The 19,157-nt window shown below is 75.1% G+C and carries 1 protein-coding gene; it reads left to right on the top strand.

The window, feature by feature from the left end:
• Positions 1-48: 48 nt before the first annotated feature.
• Positions 49-19,157 (top strand): type I polyketide synthase (locus ACLQ2V_RS21880; RefSeq protein ID WP_425720419.1); only part of this gene is annotated, 19,109 nt, incomplete at its 3' end.

Here is a 19,157-nt window from a genome sequence, read left to right as displayed (position 1 = left end):
CCACGGCTACCGACTCCCTGGGCCACGCCGACAGGAGACGGTCCGCCAGTGAACGAAAACAAGCTCCGCGACTACTTGAAGTGGACGACCGCTGATCTCCACGAGACGCGCCAGCGACTCCGGGCGGTCGAGGACGCCGCGCGGGAACCGATCGCCATCGTGGCGATGCACTGCCGGTTCCCGGGCGGCGTCCGCTCCGCAGAGGACCTGTGGAAGCTTGTCGAGGACGGCGTCGACGCGCTGGGCGACGTGCCGCCCGACCGGGGCTGGGACCTGACCGCGCTGCCCGACCTGGGCCCCTCCTCGCTGCGGGGCGGCTTCGTCGACGGCGTCGCCGAGTTCGACGCCGGCCTGTTCGGCATCTCCCCGCGCGAGGCCCTGGCCATGGACCCGCAGCAGCGCCTGCTCCTGGAGTGCTCCTGGGAGGCCCTCGAACGTGCCGGCATCGGCCCGCTCTCCCTGCGCGGTGGCCGGGTCGGCGTCTTCGTCGGCGGCTCCCCGTCCGGCTACGACACCTACCTCACCGGCGAGGACGGCGTCGACGGTTACCTGCTGACCGGCAGCTCCGGCAGTGTGCTCTCCGGCCGGCTGTCGTACGCCCTGGGCCTGGAGGGGCCGGCGGTCACCGTCGACACGGCCTGCTCGTCGTCGCTGGTGGCGCTGCACCTGGCCGTGCAGTCGCTGCGGTCGGGGGAGTCCCACCTCGCGCTGGCCGGCGGCGTCACCGTGATGTCCACCCCGACGGCGTTCGTCGAGTTCGCCCGGCAGGGCGGCCTGGCCGGCGACGGCCGGTGCAAGGCGTTCTCCGACGACGCCGACGGCACCGGCTGGGGCGAGGGCGTCGGCCTGCTCGTCCTGGAACGACTCGGCGACGCCCGCCGCCACGGCCACCCGGTCCTGGCGGTGGTGCGGGGCAGCGCGGTGAACTCCGACGGGGCGTCCAACGGGCTGACCGCCCCGAACGGCCCGTCGCAGCAGCGGGTGATCCGCCAGGCCCTGACCAACGCCCGGCTCTCCACCGCCGACGTGGACGCCGTCGAGGCCCACGGCACCGGCACCGCCCTCGGTGACCCGATCGAGGCGCAGGCGTTGCTGGCCACGTACGGGCAGGATCGTGGCGCCGACCGGCCGTTGTGGCTGGGGTCGATCAAGTCGAACCTGGGCCACACCCAGGCGGCGGCGGGCGTGGCCGGTGTGATCAAGATGGTGCTGGCGTTGCGGCACGAGAGCCTGCCGCGCACCCTGCACGTCGGCACGCCGTCGTCGCACGTGGACTGGTCGGCGGGCGCGGTGGAGCTGCTGGCCGACGCGCGGTCGTGGCCCCGGGGCGAGACGCCCCGGCGGGCCGGGATCTCCGCGTTCGGCGTGAGCGGCACCAACGCGCACGTCATCATCGAGGAGACGCCCGCCGACGACCCGGAGCCCGCCGCCACCGGCGGTGGCTCGACGCTGCCGGTGCTGCCCTGGCTGGTGTCGGCGAAGACGCCTGCCGGCCTGCCCGCGCAGGCGACTCGGCTGGCGAACGCCGTCCGGGACCTGCCCGCCGCCGACGTCGCGTACTCCCTGGCCACGACCCGCTCCGGCCTGGAACACCGCGCGGCGGTGCTCGGCGCGGACACCGAGGAGCTGGGCGCCGGCCTGGCGGCGCTGGCCCGCTCCGCGCCGAGCGCCGACGTGGTGTCGGGGGCCGTCCGCGCCGGCCGGACCGCGTTCGTCTTCTCCGGTCAGGGTGGTCAGCGCCTCGGCATGGGCCGTGAGCTCGCGGCGGCGTTCCCGGTCTTCGAGGCCGCCCTGTCCGAGGTCTGCGCCCAGTTCGACGCGCTCCTGGACCGTCCGCTGCGGGAGGTCGTCGACGGCTGCGCCGAGGACCTTGCGCAGACCGGCTGGGCGCAGCCGGCCCTGTTCGCGGTCGAGGTGGCCCTGTTCCGGCTGCTGGAGTCCTGGGGGGTCACCCCCGATCACCTGATCGGGCACTCCGTGGGCGAGTTGGCCGCCGCGCACGTCGCGGGCGTGCTGGACCTGCCGGACGCGTGTCGGCTCGTCGCGGCGCGGGCGACGCTGATGCAGGCCCTCCCGTCGGGTGGGGCGATGTGGGCCGTCCGCGCGACGGTCGACGAGGTGACGCCGCTGCTGGTCGACGGGGCGTCGATCGCGGCGGTGAACGCCCCGGGTCAGGTGGTGGTCTCCGGCACGCGCGGCGCGGTGGAGCGGGTGGCCGCCGGGCTGGCCGACCGGCGGGGCCGTTGGCTGACGGTCAGTCACGCGTTCCACTCGGCGCTGATGGACCCGATGCTGGCCGAGTTCACCCGGGTCGCCGGGACCGTGCGGATGGGGACCCCACGTATCCCGATCGTCTCCACCCTCACCGGCCAGCTCGTCGAGGAGTTCACCGCCGGCTACTGGGCCGACCAGCTCCGCGGCACCGTGCTCTTCGCCGACGCGGTGCGCCGGGCCCGGCACCTCGGCGTGTGCCGGTTCGTCGAGCTGGGACCGGACGCCGGCCTCGTCGGCGCCGTCACCGAGACCGGGGACGACCAGGTCCTCGCCGTGCCGATGCTGCGCCGGGACCGACCCGAGCCGGCCGCCGCCGTACGCGCCGTCGCCCACCTCTGGGCGGACGGCTGCCCGGTCGACTGGGCGGCGTACCTCGCCCCGACCGGCGCGCGCGTCGTCGCGCTGCCCGCCTACGCCTTCCAGCGGGAACGCTACTGGCCGCGCCCCACCCGTCGGCGCCCGACCGCCGGCACCCTCGACGCCGCCCTGTGGGACGCCCTGGACCGTGGCGACGTCGCCACGTTCGCCGCCGAACTCGGCGTCGGCCCCGACACCGCGCTCGGCGCCGCCCTGCCCGCCCTGAACGCGTGGCGGCGGCGGGCCGACGAGCGGGCCACGATCGAAGGGCTGTGCTACGAGGAGTCCTGGGTCCCGCTCGGCGTCCCCACCGACCGGCCGGTCTCCGGTCACTGGTTGTTGGTGGAGTCCGACGTCTCCGACGAGTGGTCGGAGGCGTTGGCGGGGGAGTTGGCCGCGCGTGGGGTGGAGGTGTCGCGGCTGCGGGTGGCGGTGGGCGAGCTCGACCGTGGCCTGCTGGCCGGGCGGTTGGCGGGGTTCGCCGACGTGGACCGGGTGGTGTCGTTCCTCGGTGGGGACGCGTCGGTGTTGCCGGGTGCTGCGAATGTGCCGGCGGGTCTCGCGGCGACGGTGGCGCTGGTGCAGGCGTTGGGTGATGCCGGGGTCGGTGGGGCTCTGTGGGTGGTGACGTCGGGTGCGGTGTCGGTGGGTGCGACCGATGCGGTGACCGCGCCCCTGGCGGCGGGCGTGTGGGGCCTGGGCCGGGTGGTGGCGTTGGAGGAGCCGGGCCGTTGGGGTGGTCTGGTCGACGTGCCGCCCGTGGTGGACGCCGGGTCGGTGCGCGGTGTGGTGGCGGTGCTGGCCGCCGCCGGTCCGGCCGCCGAGGATCAGGTCGCGGTGCGGGGCTCGGTGGCGCTCGGCCGGCGGTTGGTCGCGGGGTCGCTCGCCGGCGCGGGGTGGGCGCCGCGCGGCACCGTGTTCATCACGGGTGGGACCGGGGCGTTGGGCGCGCGGGTGGCGCGGTGGGTGGTGTCGCGGGGTGCGGCGGGTGTGGTGTTGGTGTCTCGGCGCGGCCCGGCGGCCGACGGCGCGGAGGCGCTGCGGGACGAGTTGACGGCGGCGGGCGCCCGGGTGGACGTGGTGGCCGCGGACGTGGCCGCGCCGGGTGTCGTCGAGGAGCTGCTGGGGCGGTTCGAGGTGTCGGCTGTCGTGCACGCCGCCGGTGTGGTGGCCGACGGGGTGCTCGACGGGTTGTCGGTGGAGAGTCTGTCGACGGTGTGGGGTGGCAAGGCCGACGCGGCGTGGCACCTGGATCGGGTGTTGGGTGACCGGGAGTTGGACGCGTTCGTCGTCTTCTCGTCGGCGGCGGGTGTGTGGGGTGGTGCGGGTCAGGGGGCGTACGCGGCCGCGAACGCGGCGTTGGATGCCCTGGTCGCGGCGCGTCGGGCTCGGGGTCTGGTGGGTACGTCGGTGGCGTGGGGGCCGTGGGCCGACGGTGGCATGGCCGACGACGAACTCGTCCTGGCCCGGGCCGAGCGCGGCGGCATCGTCCCGTTGGACCCCGACACGGCGGTGAACCTGCTCGGCGCCGTCTCCGGCTGCGTCACCGTCGCCGACGTCCGGTGGGAGCGGTTCGTGCCGGCGATGACCGCGCTGCGCCCGAACCACCTGTGGGACGAACTCTTCACCCCCGCGCCGGGCGGCACGGTGACCGCCACCACCGGCGGGCTACGGGACGAGCTCTCCGGCCTGCCCACCGGCGTACGCCGCGCCCGGCTGCGCGACCTGGTCCGCGACCGGGCCGCCGCCGTGCTCGGCTTCGCCGACCGCAACGCGATCGGCCCGGATGCGCCCTTCCGCGACCTGGGCGTGGACTCGCTCATGGCCCTCGAACTGCGCAACGCGTTGAGCGCCGCCACGGGCCTCACGCTGCCGTCGACCGTGGTCTTCGACCACCCGTCCGCGCAGGCCCTGGCCGACCTCCTCGACGACACCCTCTTCGCCGACGTCGCCGGCCCGGCCGACGCACCCCTCCCGGCGCTGGTGGGCGCCGACGACACCGACCCCGTCGTGGTGGTCGGCATGGGGTGTCGCTTCCCGGGAGGCGTGGCGTCTCCGGAGGAGCTGTGGCGGTTGCTGGCCGACGGTGTCGACGCGCTGGGTGCCTTCCCGGTCGACCGGGGCTGGGACGACACCACCACCGGCGTCGGTGGCTTCATCGACGGCGTCGCGGACTTCGACGCGGATCTGTTCGGTATCTCGCCGCGCGAGGCGGTGGTGATGGATCCGCAGCAGCGGTTGCTGCTGGAGGTGGTGTGGGAGGCGTTGGAGCGGGCCGGGGTGGGCCCGATGTCGCTGCGCGGTGCCCCGGTCGGGGTCTTCGCGGGCACCAACGGCCAGGACTACCCGATGCTGCTGGCCGTCTCCGACGAGTCCGCCGACGGCTACGCCTCCACCGGCTCGTCGGGGAGTGTGTTGTCGGGTCGGGTGTCGTATGCGTTGGGTTTGGAGGGGCCTGCGGTGACGGTGGATACGGCGTGTTCGTCGTCGTTGGTGGCGGTGCATTTGGCGGTGCAGTCGTTGCGGTTGGGTGAGTGTTCGTTGGCGTTGGCGGGTGGTGTGACGGTGATGTCGACGCCGGGGGCGTTTGTGGAGTTCGCGCGGCAGGGTGGGTTGGCGTCGGATGGGCGGTGTAAGGCGTTTTCGGATGGGGCGGATGGTACGGGGTGGGGTGAGGGTGCGGGGGTGTTGGTGTTGGAGCGGTTGTCGGATGCGCGGCGTCATGGTCGTCGGGTGTTGGCGGTGGTGCGGGGCAGTGCGGTGAATCAGGATGGTGCGTCGAATGGGTTGACGGCGCCGAATGGTCCGTCGCAGCAGCGGGTGATTCGGCAGGCGTTGGCCAGTGCGGGGCTTTCCGCCGCGGATGTGGATGCGGTGGAGGCGCACGGCACCGGCACGTCGCTCGGTGATCCGATTGAGGCGCAGGCGTTGTTGGCGACGTATGGGCGTGGTCGTCCTGCGGATCGGCCGGTGTGGTTGGGGTCGGTGAAGTCGAATGTGGGTCATACGCAGGCGGCGGCGGGTGCGGCGGGGTTGATGAAGATGATCCTCGCGCTCGAGCACGGGATGTTGCCGCGCACGTTGCATGTGGGGACGCCGTCGACGCACGTGGACTGGTCGGCGGGTGCGGTGGAGTTGTTGACGCAGGAGCGGCCCTGGCCGGGTGGGGGTCGGCCGCGTCGGGCGGGTGTGTCGGCGTTTGGTTTGAGTGGCACGAATGCTCACGTGATCGTCGAGGAGGCGCCCATCTCTGACCCTGTTCCTGTGCAGGGGGAGTCGGTTGGGCTTGGGGTGGTGCCGTGGGTGGTGTCGGGGAAGACGTCGGGTGCGGTGGCCGGGCAGGCGCGTCGGCTGTTGGCTGGTTTGTCGGGTGGTGTGGTGCCGGTGGATGTGGCGTTGTCGCTGGCGACGACCCGGTCGGGTCTGGAGCATCGCGCGGTGGTGCTGGGCGCAAACGCCGACGAGTTGCGCGCGGATCTTGCGACGCTGGCGGCTGGCACCCCGTCCACGGGGACGGTCACCGGAACGGTTCGCAGTGGCCTGACGGGGTTCGTGTTCTCCGGTCAGGGCAGTCAGCGGGTCGGTATGGGCCGTGAGCTGGCGGCGGCGTTCCCGGTCTTCGAGGCCGCCCTGTCGGAGGTGTGCGCGCAGTTCGACACGTTGTTGGACCGCCCGCTGCGTGAGGTGATCGACGGCTCCGCCGACGATCTGGGTCGGACCGGGTGGGCGCAGCCGGCGTTGTTCGCCGTCGAGGTGGCGTTGTTCCGGCTCCTCGCCTCCTGGGGGGTGCACCCGGACTACCTGGTCGGTCACTCGATCGGGGAGTTGGCGGCCGCCCACGTCGCGGGCGTCCTTGACCTGGGCGATGCGTGTCGGCTGGTGGCGGCGCGGGCGTCGTTGATGCAGGCCCTGCCCACGGGTGGGGCGATGTGGGCGGTGCGGGCGACGGTCGACGAGGTGTCCCCGTTGTTGGTCGACGGGGCGTCGATCGCGGCGGTGAACGCCCCTGGCCAGGTCGTGGTCTCCGGCACGCGGGACGCGGTCGAGCGGGTGGCGGCCGGCCTGCCCGACCGGCAGGGCCGGTGGTTGACGGTCAGTCACGCGTTCCACTCGGCGTTGATGGACCCGATGCTGGCCGAGTTCACCCGCATCGCCGAGACCGTAAAGCTGGGCAGGCCGAGCATCCCGATCGTCTCCACCCTCACCGGTGAGCCGGTGCAGGAGTTCACCGCCGAGTACTGGGCGGACCAGGTGCGCGGCACCGTCGCGTTCGGGGCGGCCATCGAGGAGGCCCGCGAGCTGGGGGTGACCCGGTTCGTGGAGCTCGGCCCCGACGCCAGCCTGATCGGCGCGGTCCAGGAGGCCCGGGAGGACCTCCTGGCGGTGTCGCTGCTGCGCCGGGACCGGCCGGAGCCGACCACCGCCGTGACGGCGCTGGCGCGGCTCTGGGCCGACGGCGGCACCGTCGACTGGGCGGCGCTGCTCGCCCCCACCGGGGCGCGGACCGTCGACCTGCCCACCTACGCCTTCCAACACCGGCGCTACTGGCCCCGGATCTCCCGGCGGCCCGACGCCGGCCCCGGCAACAGCCTCGACGCGGCGTTCTGGGACGTGGTCGCGCACGGCGACCTCGACGCCTTCACCGCCACCCTGGGCCTCCCCGCCGACGCCGACCTGCCCGACGTCCTGACCGCGATGGACGCCTGGCAGCGCCAACGGCAGCAGCTCGGCACGGTCGGGCGGCTCTGCTACCGGGAGACCTGGACGCCGGTCGGCCCCGTCGCCGACCCCGCCCTGCCCGACCGTTGGCTGATCCTGGAGCCCGCCGGCGGCACCGACCCGTGGGCCCACGCGCTCGCCTCGGCGCTGACCGCCCGGGGCGTCGACGTCGACCGGCTGACGATCGACCCGACGGAGCTCGACCGGGCGACGCTGGCCGCCCGGCTCGTCGACCACGACCGGTTGATCTCCTTCCTCGGCCAGGACGACACCGAACACGACGGACACCCGGGGCTGACCCGTGGAGTGGTCGCCACCACCGTGCTGGCGCAGGCGGCGCACGACGCCGGTCTGGCCGGCCGGATCTGGGCGGTCACCTCCGGCGCGGTCTCCACCGGGCCCGGCGATCCGCCGTCGCGCCCCGCCCGGGCCGCCGTGTGGGGCCTCGGCCGGGTCGTGGCCCTCGAGGACCCCGACCGGTGGGGCGGTCTGGTCGACGTGCCCGCAACGCCGACGGCGCCGGCGGCGGCCCGGCTGGCCGACGTGCTGGCCGGCGGGGCCGGCGTCGAGGACCAGGTGGCGCTGCGCGGCGCGGCCGTCCTCGGCCGGCGACTGACCCCGGCCGACATCCCGGCCGGTGGTCGGCCGTGGGTCCCCACCGGCACCGTCCTCGTCACCGGCGGAACGGGTGCCCTGGGCGCCCGGGTCGCCCGCTGGGCGGTGGCGCGCGGGGCCACGCACGTGGCGCTGCTGAGCCGCCGCGGTCCCGACGCGCCCGGTGCCGCCGAGCTGCGCGACGAGCTCGTGGCCGCCGGCGCGACCGTCACCATCGCCGGCTGCGACCTGACCGACCGGGCGGACCTCGCCGCCGCGATCACCCGCATCGAGGCGGACGCACCGCCGATCCGGTCGGTGTTCCACACCGCCGGCATCACCCGGGCCACCGCGCTGGCCGAGTCCACCCTCGCCGACCTGGCCGAACCGGCCGCGGCGAAGGTGGCCGGCGCGGCGCACCTCGACGCCCTGCTGGGCGAGCGTGACCTGGACGCCTTCGTCCTCTACTCGTCCATCGCCGGCACCTGGGGCAGCGGCACCCAGGGCGGGTACGCGGCCGCCAACGCCTTCCTCGACGCCCTCGCCGCCCGCCGCCGGGCGCGGGGCCGGGTCGCCACGTCCGTGGCCTGGGGTCCGTGGGGCGGTGGCGGCATGGCCGCCGCCGAGGGGGCCGAGGAGGACCTGCGCCGCCGTGGTCTGCCGCCGCTGACCCCCGACGAGGCCCTGGCCGCGCTGGGGCTGGCCCTGGCCGGCGACCAGCCCTGCGTCACCGTCGCCGACGTCGACTGGGACCGCTTCGTCGCGACCTTCACCGTGCGGCGGGGCAGCGTCCTCTTCGCCGACCTCACCGCGCCGGCCCCGGCCCCGGAGGCGGCGTCCGAAGACGGCGCGCTGCGGGCCCGGCTGCGGACGCTGACCGACCGCGACCGCCGCCGCCACGTGCTGGACCTGGTACGCGGTGCCGCCGCCGCGGCGCTCGGCCACCTCGACGGCAGCGCCGTCGACCCGGGCCGGTCCTTCCGCGACCTCGGCTTCGACTCGCTCACCGCCGTCGAGTTCCGCGACCTGCTGGGTACGGCCACCGGCCTCCCGCTGCCCGCCACGCTGGTCTTCGACCACCCCACCGCGACCGTGCTGGCCGACCACCTCGTCGACGAGGTGATGGGCGCCGACCGGCTCCCCGAGCTGCCTGAGAGCCCCCGCCCGGCCACCGACGAACCGGTCGCCATCGTGGCGATGAGCTGCCGCCTGCCCGGTGGGGTCGCCGACCCCGAGGGCCTGTGGCGGTTGCTGGCCGAGGCGTCCGACGCCCTCTCGCCGTTCCCCACCGACCGGGGCTGGGAACTCGACGGCCTCCCCGACGCCACCTCCGGCGGGTACGCCCGCGTGGGTGGCTTCCTGCCCGACGCCGGCGACTTCGACGCCGCCTTCTTCGGCATCTCCCCCCGCGAGGCCCTGGCCATGGACCCGCAGCAGCGGCTGCTGCTGGAGACCGCCTGGGAGTCGCTGGAGCGCGCCGGCATCGCGCCACTGTCCCTCACGGGCCACCGGGTCGGTGTCTTCGTCGGTGCCGGCAGCTCCGGCTACCTCAGCGGGGTCCACGACGTCCCGGACGGCGTCGGCGGGCACCTGATCACCGGAAACTCCGGCAGCGTGCTCTCCGGCCGACTGTCGTACGCCCTGGGCCTGGAGGGGCCGGCGGTCACCGTCGACACGGCCTGCTCGTCGTCGCTGGTGGCGCTGCACCTGGCCATCCAGTCGCTGCGGTCCGGGGAGTGTTCGCTGGCGTTGGCCGGCGGGGTCACCGTCATCGCCAGCCCGGACGCCTTCGTCGACTTCGCCCAGCAGGGTGGCCTGGCCGGCGACGGCCGCTGCAAGGCGTTCTCCGACGACGCCGACGGCACCGGCTGGAGCGAGGGCGTCGGGTTGCTGCTGGTGGAGCGGCTCAGCGACGCCCGCCGCCACGGTCACCCCGTCCTGGCGGTGGTGCGGGGCAGCGCGGTGAACTCCGACGGGGCGTCCAACGGGCTGACCGCCCCCAACGGCCCGTCGCAGCAGCGGGTGATCCGGCAGGCACTCGCCGACGCCGGCCTCACCACCGCCGACGTGGACGCGGTGGAGGCGCACGGCACCGGCACGTCGTTGGGCGACCCGATCGAGGCGCAGGCGTTGCTGGCCACGTACGGGCAGGAACGTGGCGCCGACCGGCCGTTGTGGTTGGGGTCGATCAAGTCGAACCTGGGCCACACCCAGGCGGCGGCGGGCGTGGCCGGTGTGATCAAGATGGTGCTGGCGTTGCGGCACGAGAGCCTGCCGCGCACCCTGCACGTCGGCACGCCGTCGTCGCACGTGGACTGGTCGGCGGGCGCGGTGGAGCTGCTGGCCGACGCGCGGTCGTGGCCCCGGGGCGGGACGCCCCGACGGGCCGGGGTGTCGGCGTTCGGGATCAGCGGCACCAACGCGCACGTCATCCTCGAGGAGGCGGCCGAAGAAGCCCCCGTGGCGGTGGAGTCGCTGCTGCCGCGCCCGGCGCTGCCGGTCATCCCGTGGCCGGTGTCGGCGCGCTCACCGGAGGGGGTGGCCGCGCAGGCGGCGCGGCTGCTGGCCGGGCCGGCGGAGCCGGAATCCGGGCGGGCACCGGAGGACGTCGGGCTCTCGCTGGCGACGACCCGCTCGGCGCTGGAGCGCCGCGCGGTGGTCCTCGGCGCGGACGCCGACGCCATCCGGGCCGGCCTGGCCGCCCTGGTCGAGGACCGGCCGCACGCCGACCTGGTCACCGGCGTCGCCACCCGTGGCGGCCTCACCGGGTTCGTGTTCTCCGGTCAGGGTGGTCAGCGTCTCGGCATGGGCCGTGAGCTGGCGGCGGCGTTCCCGGTCTTCGAGGCCGCCCTGTCGGAGGTGTGCGCGCAGTTCGACACGTTGTTGGACCGCCCGTTGCGTGAGGTCATCGACGGATCGGGGGAGGATCTGGGTCGGACCGGGTGGGCGCAGCCGGCGTTGTTCGCGGTGGAGGTGGCCCTGTTCCGTCTCCTCGCCTCCTGGGGGGTGCACCCGGACTACCTGGTCGGCCACTCCATCGGCGAGCTCGCGGCCGCGCACGTCGCGGGCGTGCTCGACCTGGGCGACGCGTGTCGCCTCGTCGCGGCGCGGGCGTCGCTGATGCAGGCCCTGCCCACGGGCGGGGCGATGTGGGCGGTCCGCGCCACGGTCGACGAGGTGTCCCCGCTGCTGGTCGACGGGGCGTCGATCGCGGCGGTGAACGCCCCCGGTCAGGTCGTGGTCTCCGGGGAGCGCGATGCGGTGGAGCGGGTCGCGGCCGGGCTGCCCGAGCGGCAGGGCCGGTGGCTGGAAGTCAGTCACGCGTTCCACTCGGCGTTGATGGACCCGATGCTGGCGGAGTTCGCCCGGCTCGCCGGGACCGTGGAGTTGGGTAGGCCGAGCATTCCGATCGTCTCCACCCTCACGGGGCAGGTGGTGGAGGAGTTCACCGCCGAGTACTGGGCGCAGCAGGTGCGTGGGACGGTCGTCTTCGGTGCGGCGGTGCAGAGGGCCGCGGAGCTGGGGGTGACCCGGTTCGTGGAGCTCGGCCCCGACGCGAGCCTGGTCGGGGCGGTCGAGGAGACCTGTGCCGAGGTGCTGGCCGTGCCGGCGTCGCGGCGGGACCGGCCGGAGCCCGGCACCGCCGTGACCGCCCTGGCCCGGCTCTGGGCCCACGGCGGCACCGTCGACTGGGCGGCGTTCTACGCCCCCACCGGCGCCCGCGTCGTCGACCTGCCCACCTACGCCTTCCAGCGGGAACGCTACTGGCTACAGGGATCGAACGGGCCACGGCACGTCGGCGCCATCGGCGCCGATCCGGTGTCGCACCCGCTGCTGAGCGCCGTGGTGGAACTCGCCGACGGCGGCGGGCACGTCTTCACCGGCCGGCTCTCCACCCGCACCCAGCCGTGGCTCGCCGGGCACCGGGTTGACGGGGACCTCGTGTTCCCCGGCACCGGGCACCTCGAGCTGGCCGTCCGCGTCGGCGACCACCTGTCCTGCGACCGGGTCGACGAACTCGTCCTCGAAGCGCCCCTCGTGCTCCCCGAGGAGCAGGCCGTCCGGGTGCAGGTCGTGGTGGACGCGGCCGACGACACCGGGAACCGGCGGTTCGCCATCAGCTCCCGCCCGGAGAACGAGCCGACCTGGACGCGCAACGCGACCGGCGTCCTCGGCACCGGCCAGGGCCGGCAGCACCCCGAGCTGACCGCCTGGCCGCCCGCCGGCGCCACCCCCGTCGACGTCGCCGACCACTACCGGAACCGGGAGGCGCAGGGCTTCCACTACGCCGACGTCTTCCAGGGCCTGACCGCCGCGTGGCGGGCCGACGGGGCGCTCTTCGCCGAGGTCGCCCTCGCCGACACCCACCGGGGCGAGGTGGACCGGTTCGGCCTGCACCCGGCCGTCCTCGACGCCGCCCTCCAGGCGCTGTCGTACGACGAGCGGCCCGGCGAGGTCCCGTCGATGCCGTTCTGCTGGACGGGCGTCACCCTGCACGCCACCGGCGCGTCGCTGCTGCGCGTCGCGATCCGCCCCGCCGGCCCGGCGGAGAGCTGGACCGTCACCCTCGCCGACACCGCCGGCCAGCTCGTCCTCACCGCCGACGCGCTGACGCTGCGCCCGTACACCGGTCGCTCGACCGCCGTCACCCCGGCGGCCCGGCCGGCGGCCGGCGGCACGCCCGCCCGACGCCGCGCGGCGGCCGCGGTCTCCGGCGGCGGCAACAACCTGCGTACGCGCCTCGCCGCGCTCCCCGAGGACGAGCAGCGCACGGCGCTGACCGAGATCGTGGGCCGCCGCGCCGCGATCGTGCTGGACCAGCCCCGGCTGCAGAGCCTCGACGTGGACCTCGCGTTCCGGGACCTCGGCTTCACCTCGCTCACCGCCGTGGAACTGCGCGAGGCGCTGGCCGAGGAGACCGGGCTGCGGCTGCCCGCCACCCTCGTCTTCGACTACCCGACCGCCCGTACCCTCGTCGAGCACCTGCGCCGCGAGCTGGTCGGCGGGCCGGCGGAGGCCGCCGCCCCCGCGACCCGCGCCACCACCGCCCTCGACGAGCCGATCGCCATCATCGGCATGAGCTGCCGTTACCCCGGCGGGGTACGCAGCGCGGACGACCTGTGGCGGCTCGTCGCCGACGGCGTCGACGCCATCTCCGGCTTCCCCACCGACCGGGGCTGGGACCTCGACGCCCTGTACGACCCGGACCCGGACAACCCGGGCACCTGCTACGTGCACGAGGGCGGCTTCCTGCACGACGCCAGCCAGTTCGACGCCACCTTCTTCGGCATCAGCCCCCGCGAGGCCGTGGCCATGGACCCGCAGCAGCGGTTGCTGCTGGAGATCTCCTGGGAGGCGATGGAACAGGCCGGGCTCGACGCGCAGACCCTGCGCGGCAGCCGCACCGGCGTCTTCGCCGGGGTCACCTACCAGGACTACGGCGGCCTGCTGGCGGTCGCCAAGGACGACTTCGAGGGCTTCCTCGGCACCGGCAACTCGCCGAGCGTGCTCTCCGGCCGCGTCGCGTACTCGTTCGGCCTGGAAGGGCCCGCGCTGACCATCGACACCGCCTGCTCGTCGTCCCTGGTCGCGCTGCACTCGGCCTGCCAGGCCCTGCGCGAGGGCGACTGCACCATGGCGCTGGCCGGCGGCGTGACCGTGATGTCCACCCCGATCTCCCTGGTCGAGTTCAGCCGCCAGCGGGCCCTCGCGCCCGACGGCCGGTCCAAGCCGTTCTCCGCCGACGCGGACGGGGCGAGCTGGGCCGAGGGCGCCGGCGTGGTGCTGCTGGAACGGCTCTCCGACGCCCGCCGCAACGGCCACCGGGTCCTGGCGGTGGTGCGGGGCAGTGCGGTGAATCAGGACGGTGCGTCCAATGGGCTGACCGCCCCGAATGGTCCGTCCCAGCAGCGGGTGATCCGGCAGGCGTTGGTCAATGCCGGGGTGTCGGCGTCCGATGTGGATGTGGTGGAGGCGCACGGTACGGGTACGTCGTTGGGTGATCCGATCGAGGCGCAGGCGGTCATCGCGACGTACGGGCAGGACCGGCCGGCGGATCGGCCGTTGTGGTTGGGGTCGGTGAAGTCGAACATCGGCCACGCCCAGGCCGCGGCCGGCGTCGCCGGGCTGATCAAGATGGTGGCCGCGATGCGGCACGGGGTGCTGCCCCGGACCCTGCACGCCGGAACCCCCACCCCGCACGTCGACTGGTCGGCCGGCGCGGTGCAACTGCTCGCCGACGCCCGGGACTGGCCGGAGGCAGGACGCCCCCGCCGGGCCGCCGTGTCGGCGTTCGGCATGAGCGGCACCAACGCCCACGTCATCCTCGAACAGGCCCCGGAGCAGCCCCCCGCCCCGGTGGCCCCGGAACAGCCTCTCCCCGCTGCGGTGCCGTGGCCGCTCTCGGCCCGCTCGACGGCCGCCCTGAGTGGTCAGGCGCAGGCGTTGGCCCCGCTGGTCGGCACTGCCGACGCGCTCGGTGTGGGTTGGTCGTTGGTGTCGTCCCGGTCGCGGTTCGAGCGGCGCGCGGTGGTGGTGGGTGATCACGCTGCGGGGTTGGCGGCGCTCGCCGCCGGTGAGCCGGTGGGCAACGTGGTGTCGGGTGTGGCCGGTGGTGTGGGCCGGACGGTGTTCGTGTTCCCCGGCCAGGGGGCGCAGTGGGTGGGCATGGGCGCCGCGTTGTTGGAGAGCTCTCCGGTGTTCGCCGAGGTGGTGACGGAGTGCGCGGCAATGTTGTCGGGTCTGGTGGATTGGTCGCTGGTCGATGTGTTGCGTGGCACCCCCGATGCGGTGTCGCTGGGGCGCGTCGATGTGGTGCAGCCGGCGTCGTTCGTGGTGATGGTCGGTCTCGCCGCGGTGTGGCGCTCCTACGGGGTGCGTCCGGCTGCGGTGGTGGGTCACTCGCAGGGTGAGGTGGCGGCGGCGTGTGTGGCGGGAGCGCTGTCGCTGGCGGACGCGTTGCGGGTGGTGGTGGCCCGATCGGCTGCGGTCGCGGAGTTGTGCGCCGGTGCGGGCGCGATGGCGTCGGTGCGGCTGCCGGCTGCCGAGGTGCGGGAGTTGCTGGCCGAGTGTGGTGGCGCGGTGGGTGTGGCCGCGGTCAACAGTCCGTCGCAGGTGGTGGTTTCGGGTGAGGTCGCCGCGGTGGAGCAGGTGTTGGCGCGGTGTGAGCGGGATGGGGTGCGGGCGCGGCGGATCGCGGTGGACTATGCGTCGCACTCGCCGGCGATGGACGCCCTGACCGATCGTCTCGCGGTCGAGTTGGCCGACGTGACCTCCCAGGAGCCGCAGGTGCCGTGGTTGTCGACGGTGACCGGTGAGTACGTCACGTCCCTGGGCCCGGATTACTGGTTCCGGAATCTGCGGGAGCCGGTGGGGTTCGCCGACGGGATCGCCCGGTTGGCCGGGGAGGGGCACGGGGTGTTCGTGGAGGTGTCGCCGCATCCGGTGTTGACCTCCGCCGTGGAGGAGACCGCCGAGTCGGCCGGTGACGCGCCTGCCGTGGTCACCGGGACGTTGCGCCGTGACGACGGCGGCCTGGATCGGCTGCTGCTCAGTGTCGGCGCGTTGTGGGTGCACGGGGTCGACGTCGACTGGACCGCCGCCTTCCCGGTGCCCCGACCGACGCCCGTCGACCTGCCCACCTACGCCTTCCAACGGCAGCGCTACTGGCCGACCGTGACCCTCGGCCAGACCGCCGAGGCCGGCCCGGACGACACCGCCGACGGTGAGTTCTGGGCCGCCGTGGAACGCCAGGACACCACCGCGTTGGCCAGCGCGCTCGGCACCGACCCGGCCGTGCTCGACCCGCTGCTGCCCGCGCTGGTCAACTGGCGCCGCCAGCAGCGCGAACAGCACACCACCGACGCCTGGCGGTACCGCGTCTCCTGGGCCCCGCTGCCGCCGGCCGCCCAGCCGCAGCCGGTCACCGGCACCTGGCTGGTGGTCACCTCGTCGGGCGACCCCGCCGGGCAGGGCTGGGCCGACGCGGTGGGCACCGAACTGGCCGCCCGTGGCGCCACCCCCCGTACGCTGCGGCTCACCGACGCCGACCTCGACCGCGTGGCGCTCGGCGCGCTCCTCGGCGAGTACGACCAGCCGGCCGGCGTGGTGTCCCTCGTCGGCCGGGACGAGCGACCCGTACCCGGTGTGCCCGGCCTCACCGCCGGGTTGGGCCTGACCACCACCCTGCTCCAGGCCCTCGGCGACGCCGGGGTGACCGCCCCGGTCTGGGCGTTGACCAGCGCGGCCGTCTCCGTCGCCCGCTGGGACACCGTGGCCCACCCCGGACAGGCCGCCGTGTGGGGCCTCGGCCGGGTGGCGGCGCTGGAACACCCGGACCGCTGGGGCGGCCTCATCGACGTACCCGACGACGCCGACGTGCGGGCCGCCCGGCGCGTGGTCGACGCGCTCACCTTCGGCGGCGAGGACCAGATCGCCGTCCGCGACTCCGGCCTCTTCGCCCGACGGCTGCTCCGGGCACCCCGCCCGGCCGGCGCGGACGCCACCTGGCAGCCCTCGGGCACCGTGCTGATCACCGGTGGCACCGGCGCCCTGGGCGCCCGGATGGCCCGCTGGGTCGTGGCCAACGGCGCCGCCCACGTGCTGCTGGCCAGCCGGCGCGGGCCGGCCGCCCCGGGCGCCGACGACCTGCGGCGCGACCTGGAGTCCCAGGGCGCCACCGTCACGGTCGCCGCCTGCGACACCACCGACCGCGCCCAGCTCGCCGCGCTGCTCGACGGCGTCCCCGCCGCGCAGCCGCTCACCGCCGTCGTGCACGCCGCCGGTGTGCTCGACGACGGCATCCTCGACTCGCTCACCCCCGAGCGGATCGGCGCGGTCCTGGCCCCGAAGGCCACCGCCGCCCTGCTCCTGGACGAGCTCACCCGACCCCTCGACCTCGACGCCTTCGTGCTCTTCGCCTCCACCGCCGGCATCTGGGGCGGGCCGGGCCAGGCCAACTACGCGGCGGCGAACGCGGTGCTCGACGCGCTCGCCGAACACCGCCGCGCCGCCGGCCACGCCGCCACGTCGATCGCCTGGGGGCCGTGGGCGGACGCCGGCATGGCCGACAGCGCCGCGGTCGAGGCCCGGCAACGCAAGGGTGGGATCCACCCGCTGCCGCCCGAGTCGGCGGTCACCGTCCTGCACCAGGTGGTCGGTGACGGTGAGGCGACGCTGACCGTCGCCGGCGTCGACTGGCAGCGGTACGCCCCGGCGTTCACCGCGAGCCGGCGCAGCCCGCTGCTCGACGCGATCCCCGAGGCGCGTACCGCCCTCGAAGCGGCCGACGGCGACACCGGTGGCAGCCCCGACGGCCTCGCCGCCCGGCTGGCGCAGCTCACCGTCGCCGAGGGCGAGCGGGAACTGCTCGACCTGGTACGCCGGCACGTGGCCGGGGTGCTCGGCTTCGCCTCGCCCGCCGAGGTGGAACCGACGCACGTCTTCTCCGCCATCGGCTTCGACTCGCTGACCGCGATCGAACTGCGTAACCGGCTCGGCCTGGCCAGCGGCCTGCGCCTGCCGGCGACGATGATCTTCGACTACCCGACGCCGGCCGCGCTCGTCCGTCACCTGCGCCGGGAGCTCGTCGGCGACGCCGCGCCCGCCCCCGTCGTACCGGCCGTACGCGCGGACGACACCGCCGGCGACCCGATCGCCGTGGTCGGGATGAGCTGCCGGCTGCCCGGCGGCGTCAGCAGCCCCGAGGAGTTCTGGCGACTGCTGGTCGAGGGCGGCGACGCCATCACCGAGTTCCCCACCGACCGCAACTGGGACGTCGACGCCGTCTACGACCCGGACCCCGACCGGGCCGGCACCACGTACACCCGGCACGGCGGGTTCGTCACCGGCGTCAGCGAGTTCGACGCCACCCTCTTCGGCATCAACCCCCGCGAAGCGCTCTCCATGGACCCGCAGCAGCGGCTGCTGCTGGAAGCGGTGTGGGAGGCCGCCGAACGCGCCGGAATCGACCCGCTGTCGCTGGTCGGCAGCCGGACCGGGATGTTCGCCGGCAGCAACGGCTCCGACTACGGCGGCCTGCTGATGGCCAGCCCGCAGGGCGCCGACGGGTACTTCATGACCGGCAACGCGGCGAGCGTGCTCTCCGGCCGGGTCGCGTACGCGCTCGGCCTGGAGGGACCGGCGGTCACCGTCGACACGGCCTGCTCGTCGTCGCTGGTCGCCCTGCACCTGGCCACCCAGGCCCTGCGCAACGACGAGTGCGACCTCGCGCTGGCCAGCGGCGTCACGCTGATCTCCACGCCCACCCCGTTCGTCTCGTTCAGCCGGCAGCACGGGCTGGCGGTCGACGGCCGGTGCAAGGCGTTCTCCGACGACGCCGACGGCACCGGCTGGGCCGAGGGCGTCGGGGTGCTGGTGCTGGAACGGCTCTCCGCCGCCCGGCGCAACGGCCACCGGGTCCTCGCCGTGGTGCGCGGCAGCGCCGTCAACTCCGACGGGGCGTCCAACGGGCTCACCGCCCCCAACGGCCCCTCCCAGCAGCGGGTGATCCGGCAGGCCCTGGCCAGCGCCGGCCTCCGCACCGCCGACGTCGACGTGGTGGAGGCGCACGGCACCGGCACGTCGCTCGGTGACCCCATCGAGGCGCAGGCGTTGCTGGCCACGTACGGGCAGGACCGCCCGGCCGACCGACCGGTCCTGCTCGGCTCGGTGAAGTCGAACATCGGTCACACGCAGGCCGCCGCCGGTGTGGCCGGGGTGATGAAGATGATCCTGGCGCTGGGACACGAGGTGCTGCCCCGCACCCTGCACGTCGGCACGCCGTCGACGCACGTCGACTGGTCCGCCGGGGCGGTCGAGCTGCTCACCGACGACCGGGCGTGGCCCCGCGACGGCCGCCCGCGCCGCGCCGGGGTGTCCTCGTTCGGGATCAGCGGCACCAACGCGCACGTGATCATCGAGGAGGCTCCCGACGACGACTCTGCTCCGGCGGGGCCGGTGCTGCCGCGCCCGGGGCTGCCGGTCCTGCCGTGGCCGGTGTCGGCGCGGTCGGCGGAGGGGGTGGCCGCGCAGGCGGCGCGGCTGTTGGCCGGGCCGGCCGACCCGGAATCCGGGCGGGAGCCGGTGGACGTCGGGTTCTCGCTGGCCACCACCCGCTCGGCGCTGGAGCGCCGGGCCGTGGTGTTGGGTGCGGACGGCGCCGAGTTGCGGGCGGGTCTGGCGGCGTTGGCGGCGGGTCAGTCCGTGCCGGCCGT

The sequence above is a fragment of the Micromonospora sp. DT233 genome, from assembly GCF_049841815.1.
Lineage (GTDB): Bacteria > Actinomycetota > Actinomycetes > Mycobacteriales > Micromonosporaceae > Micromonospora.
Note: the sequence above shows the minus strand (reverse complement) of the source record. Positions and strands in the feature narration are given on the sequence as shown.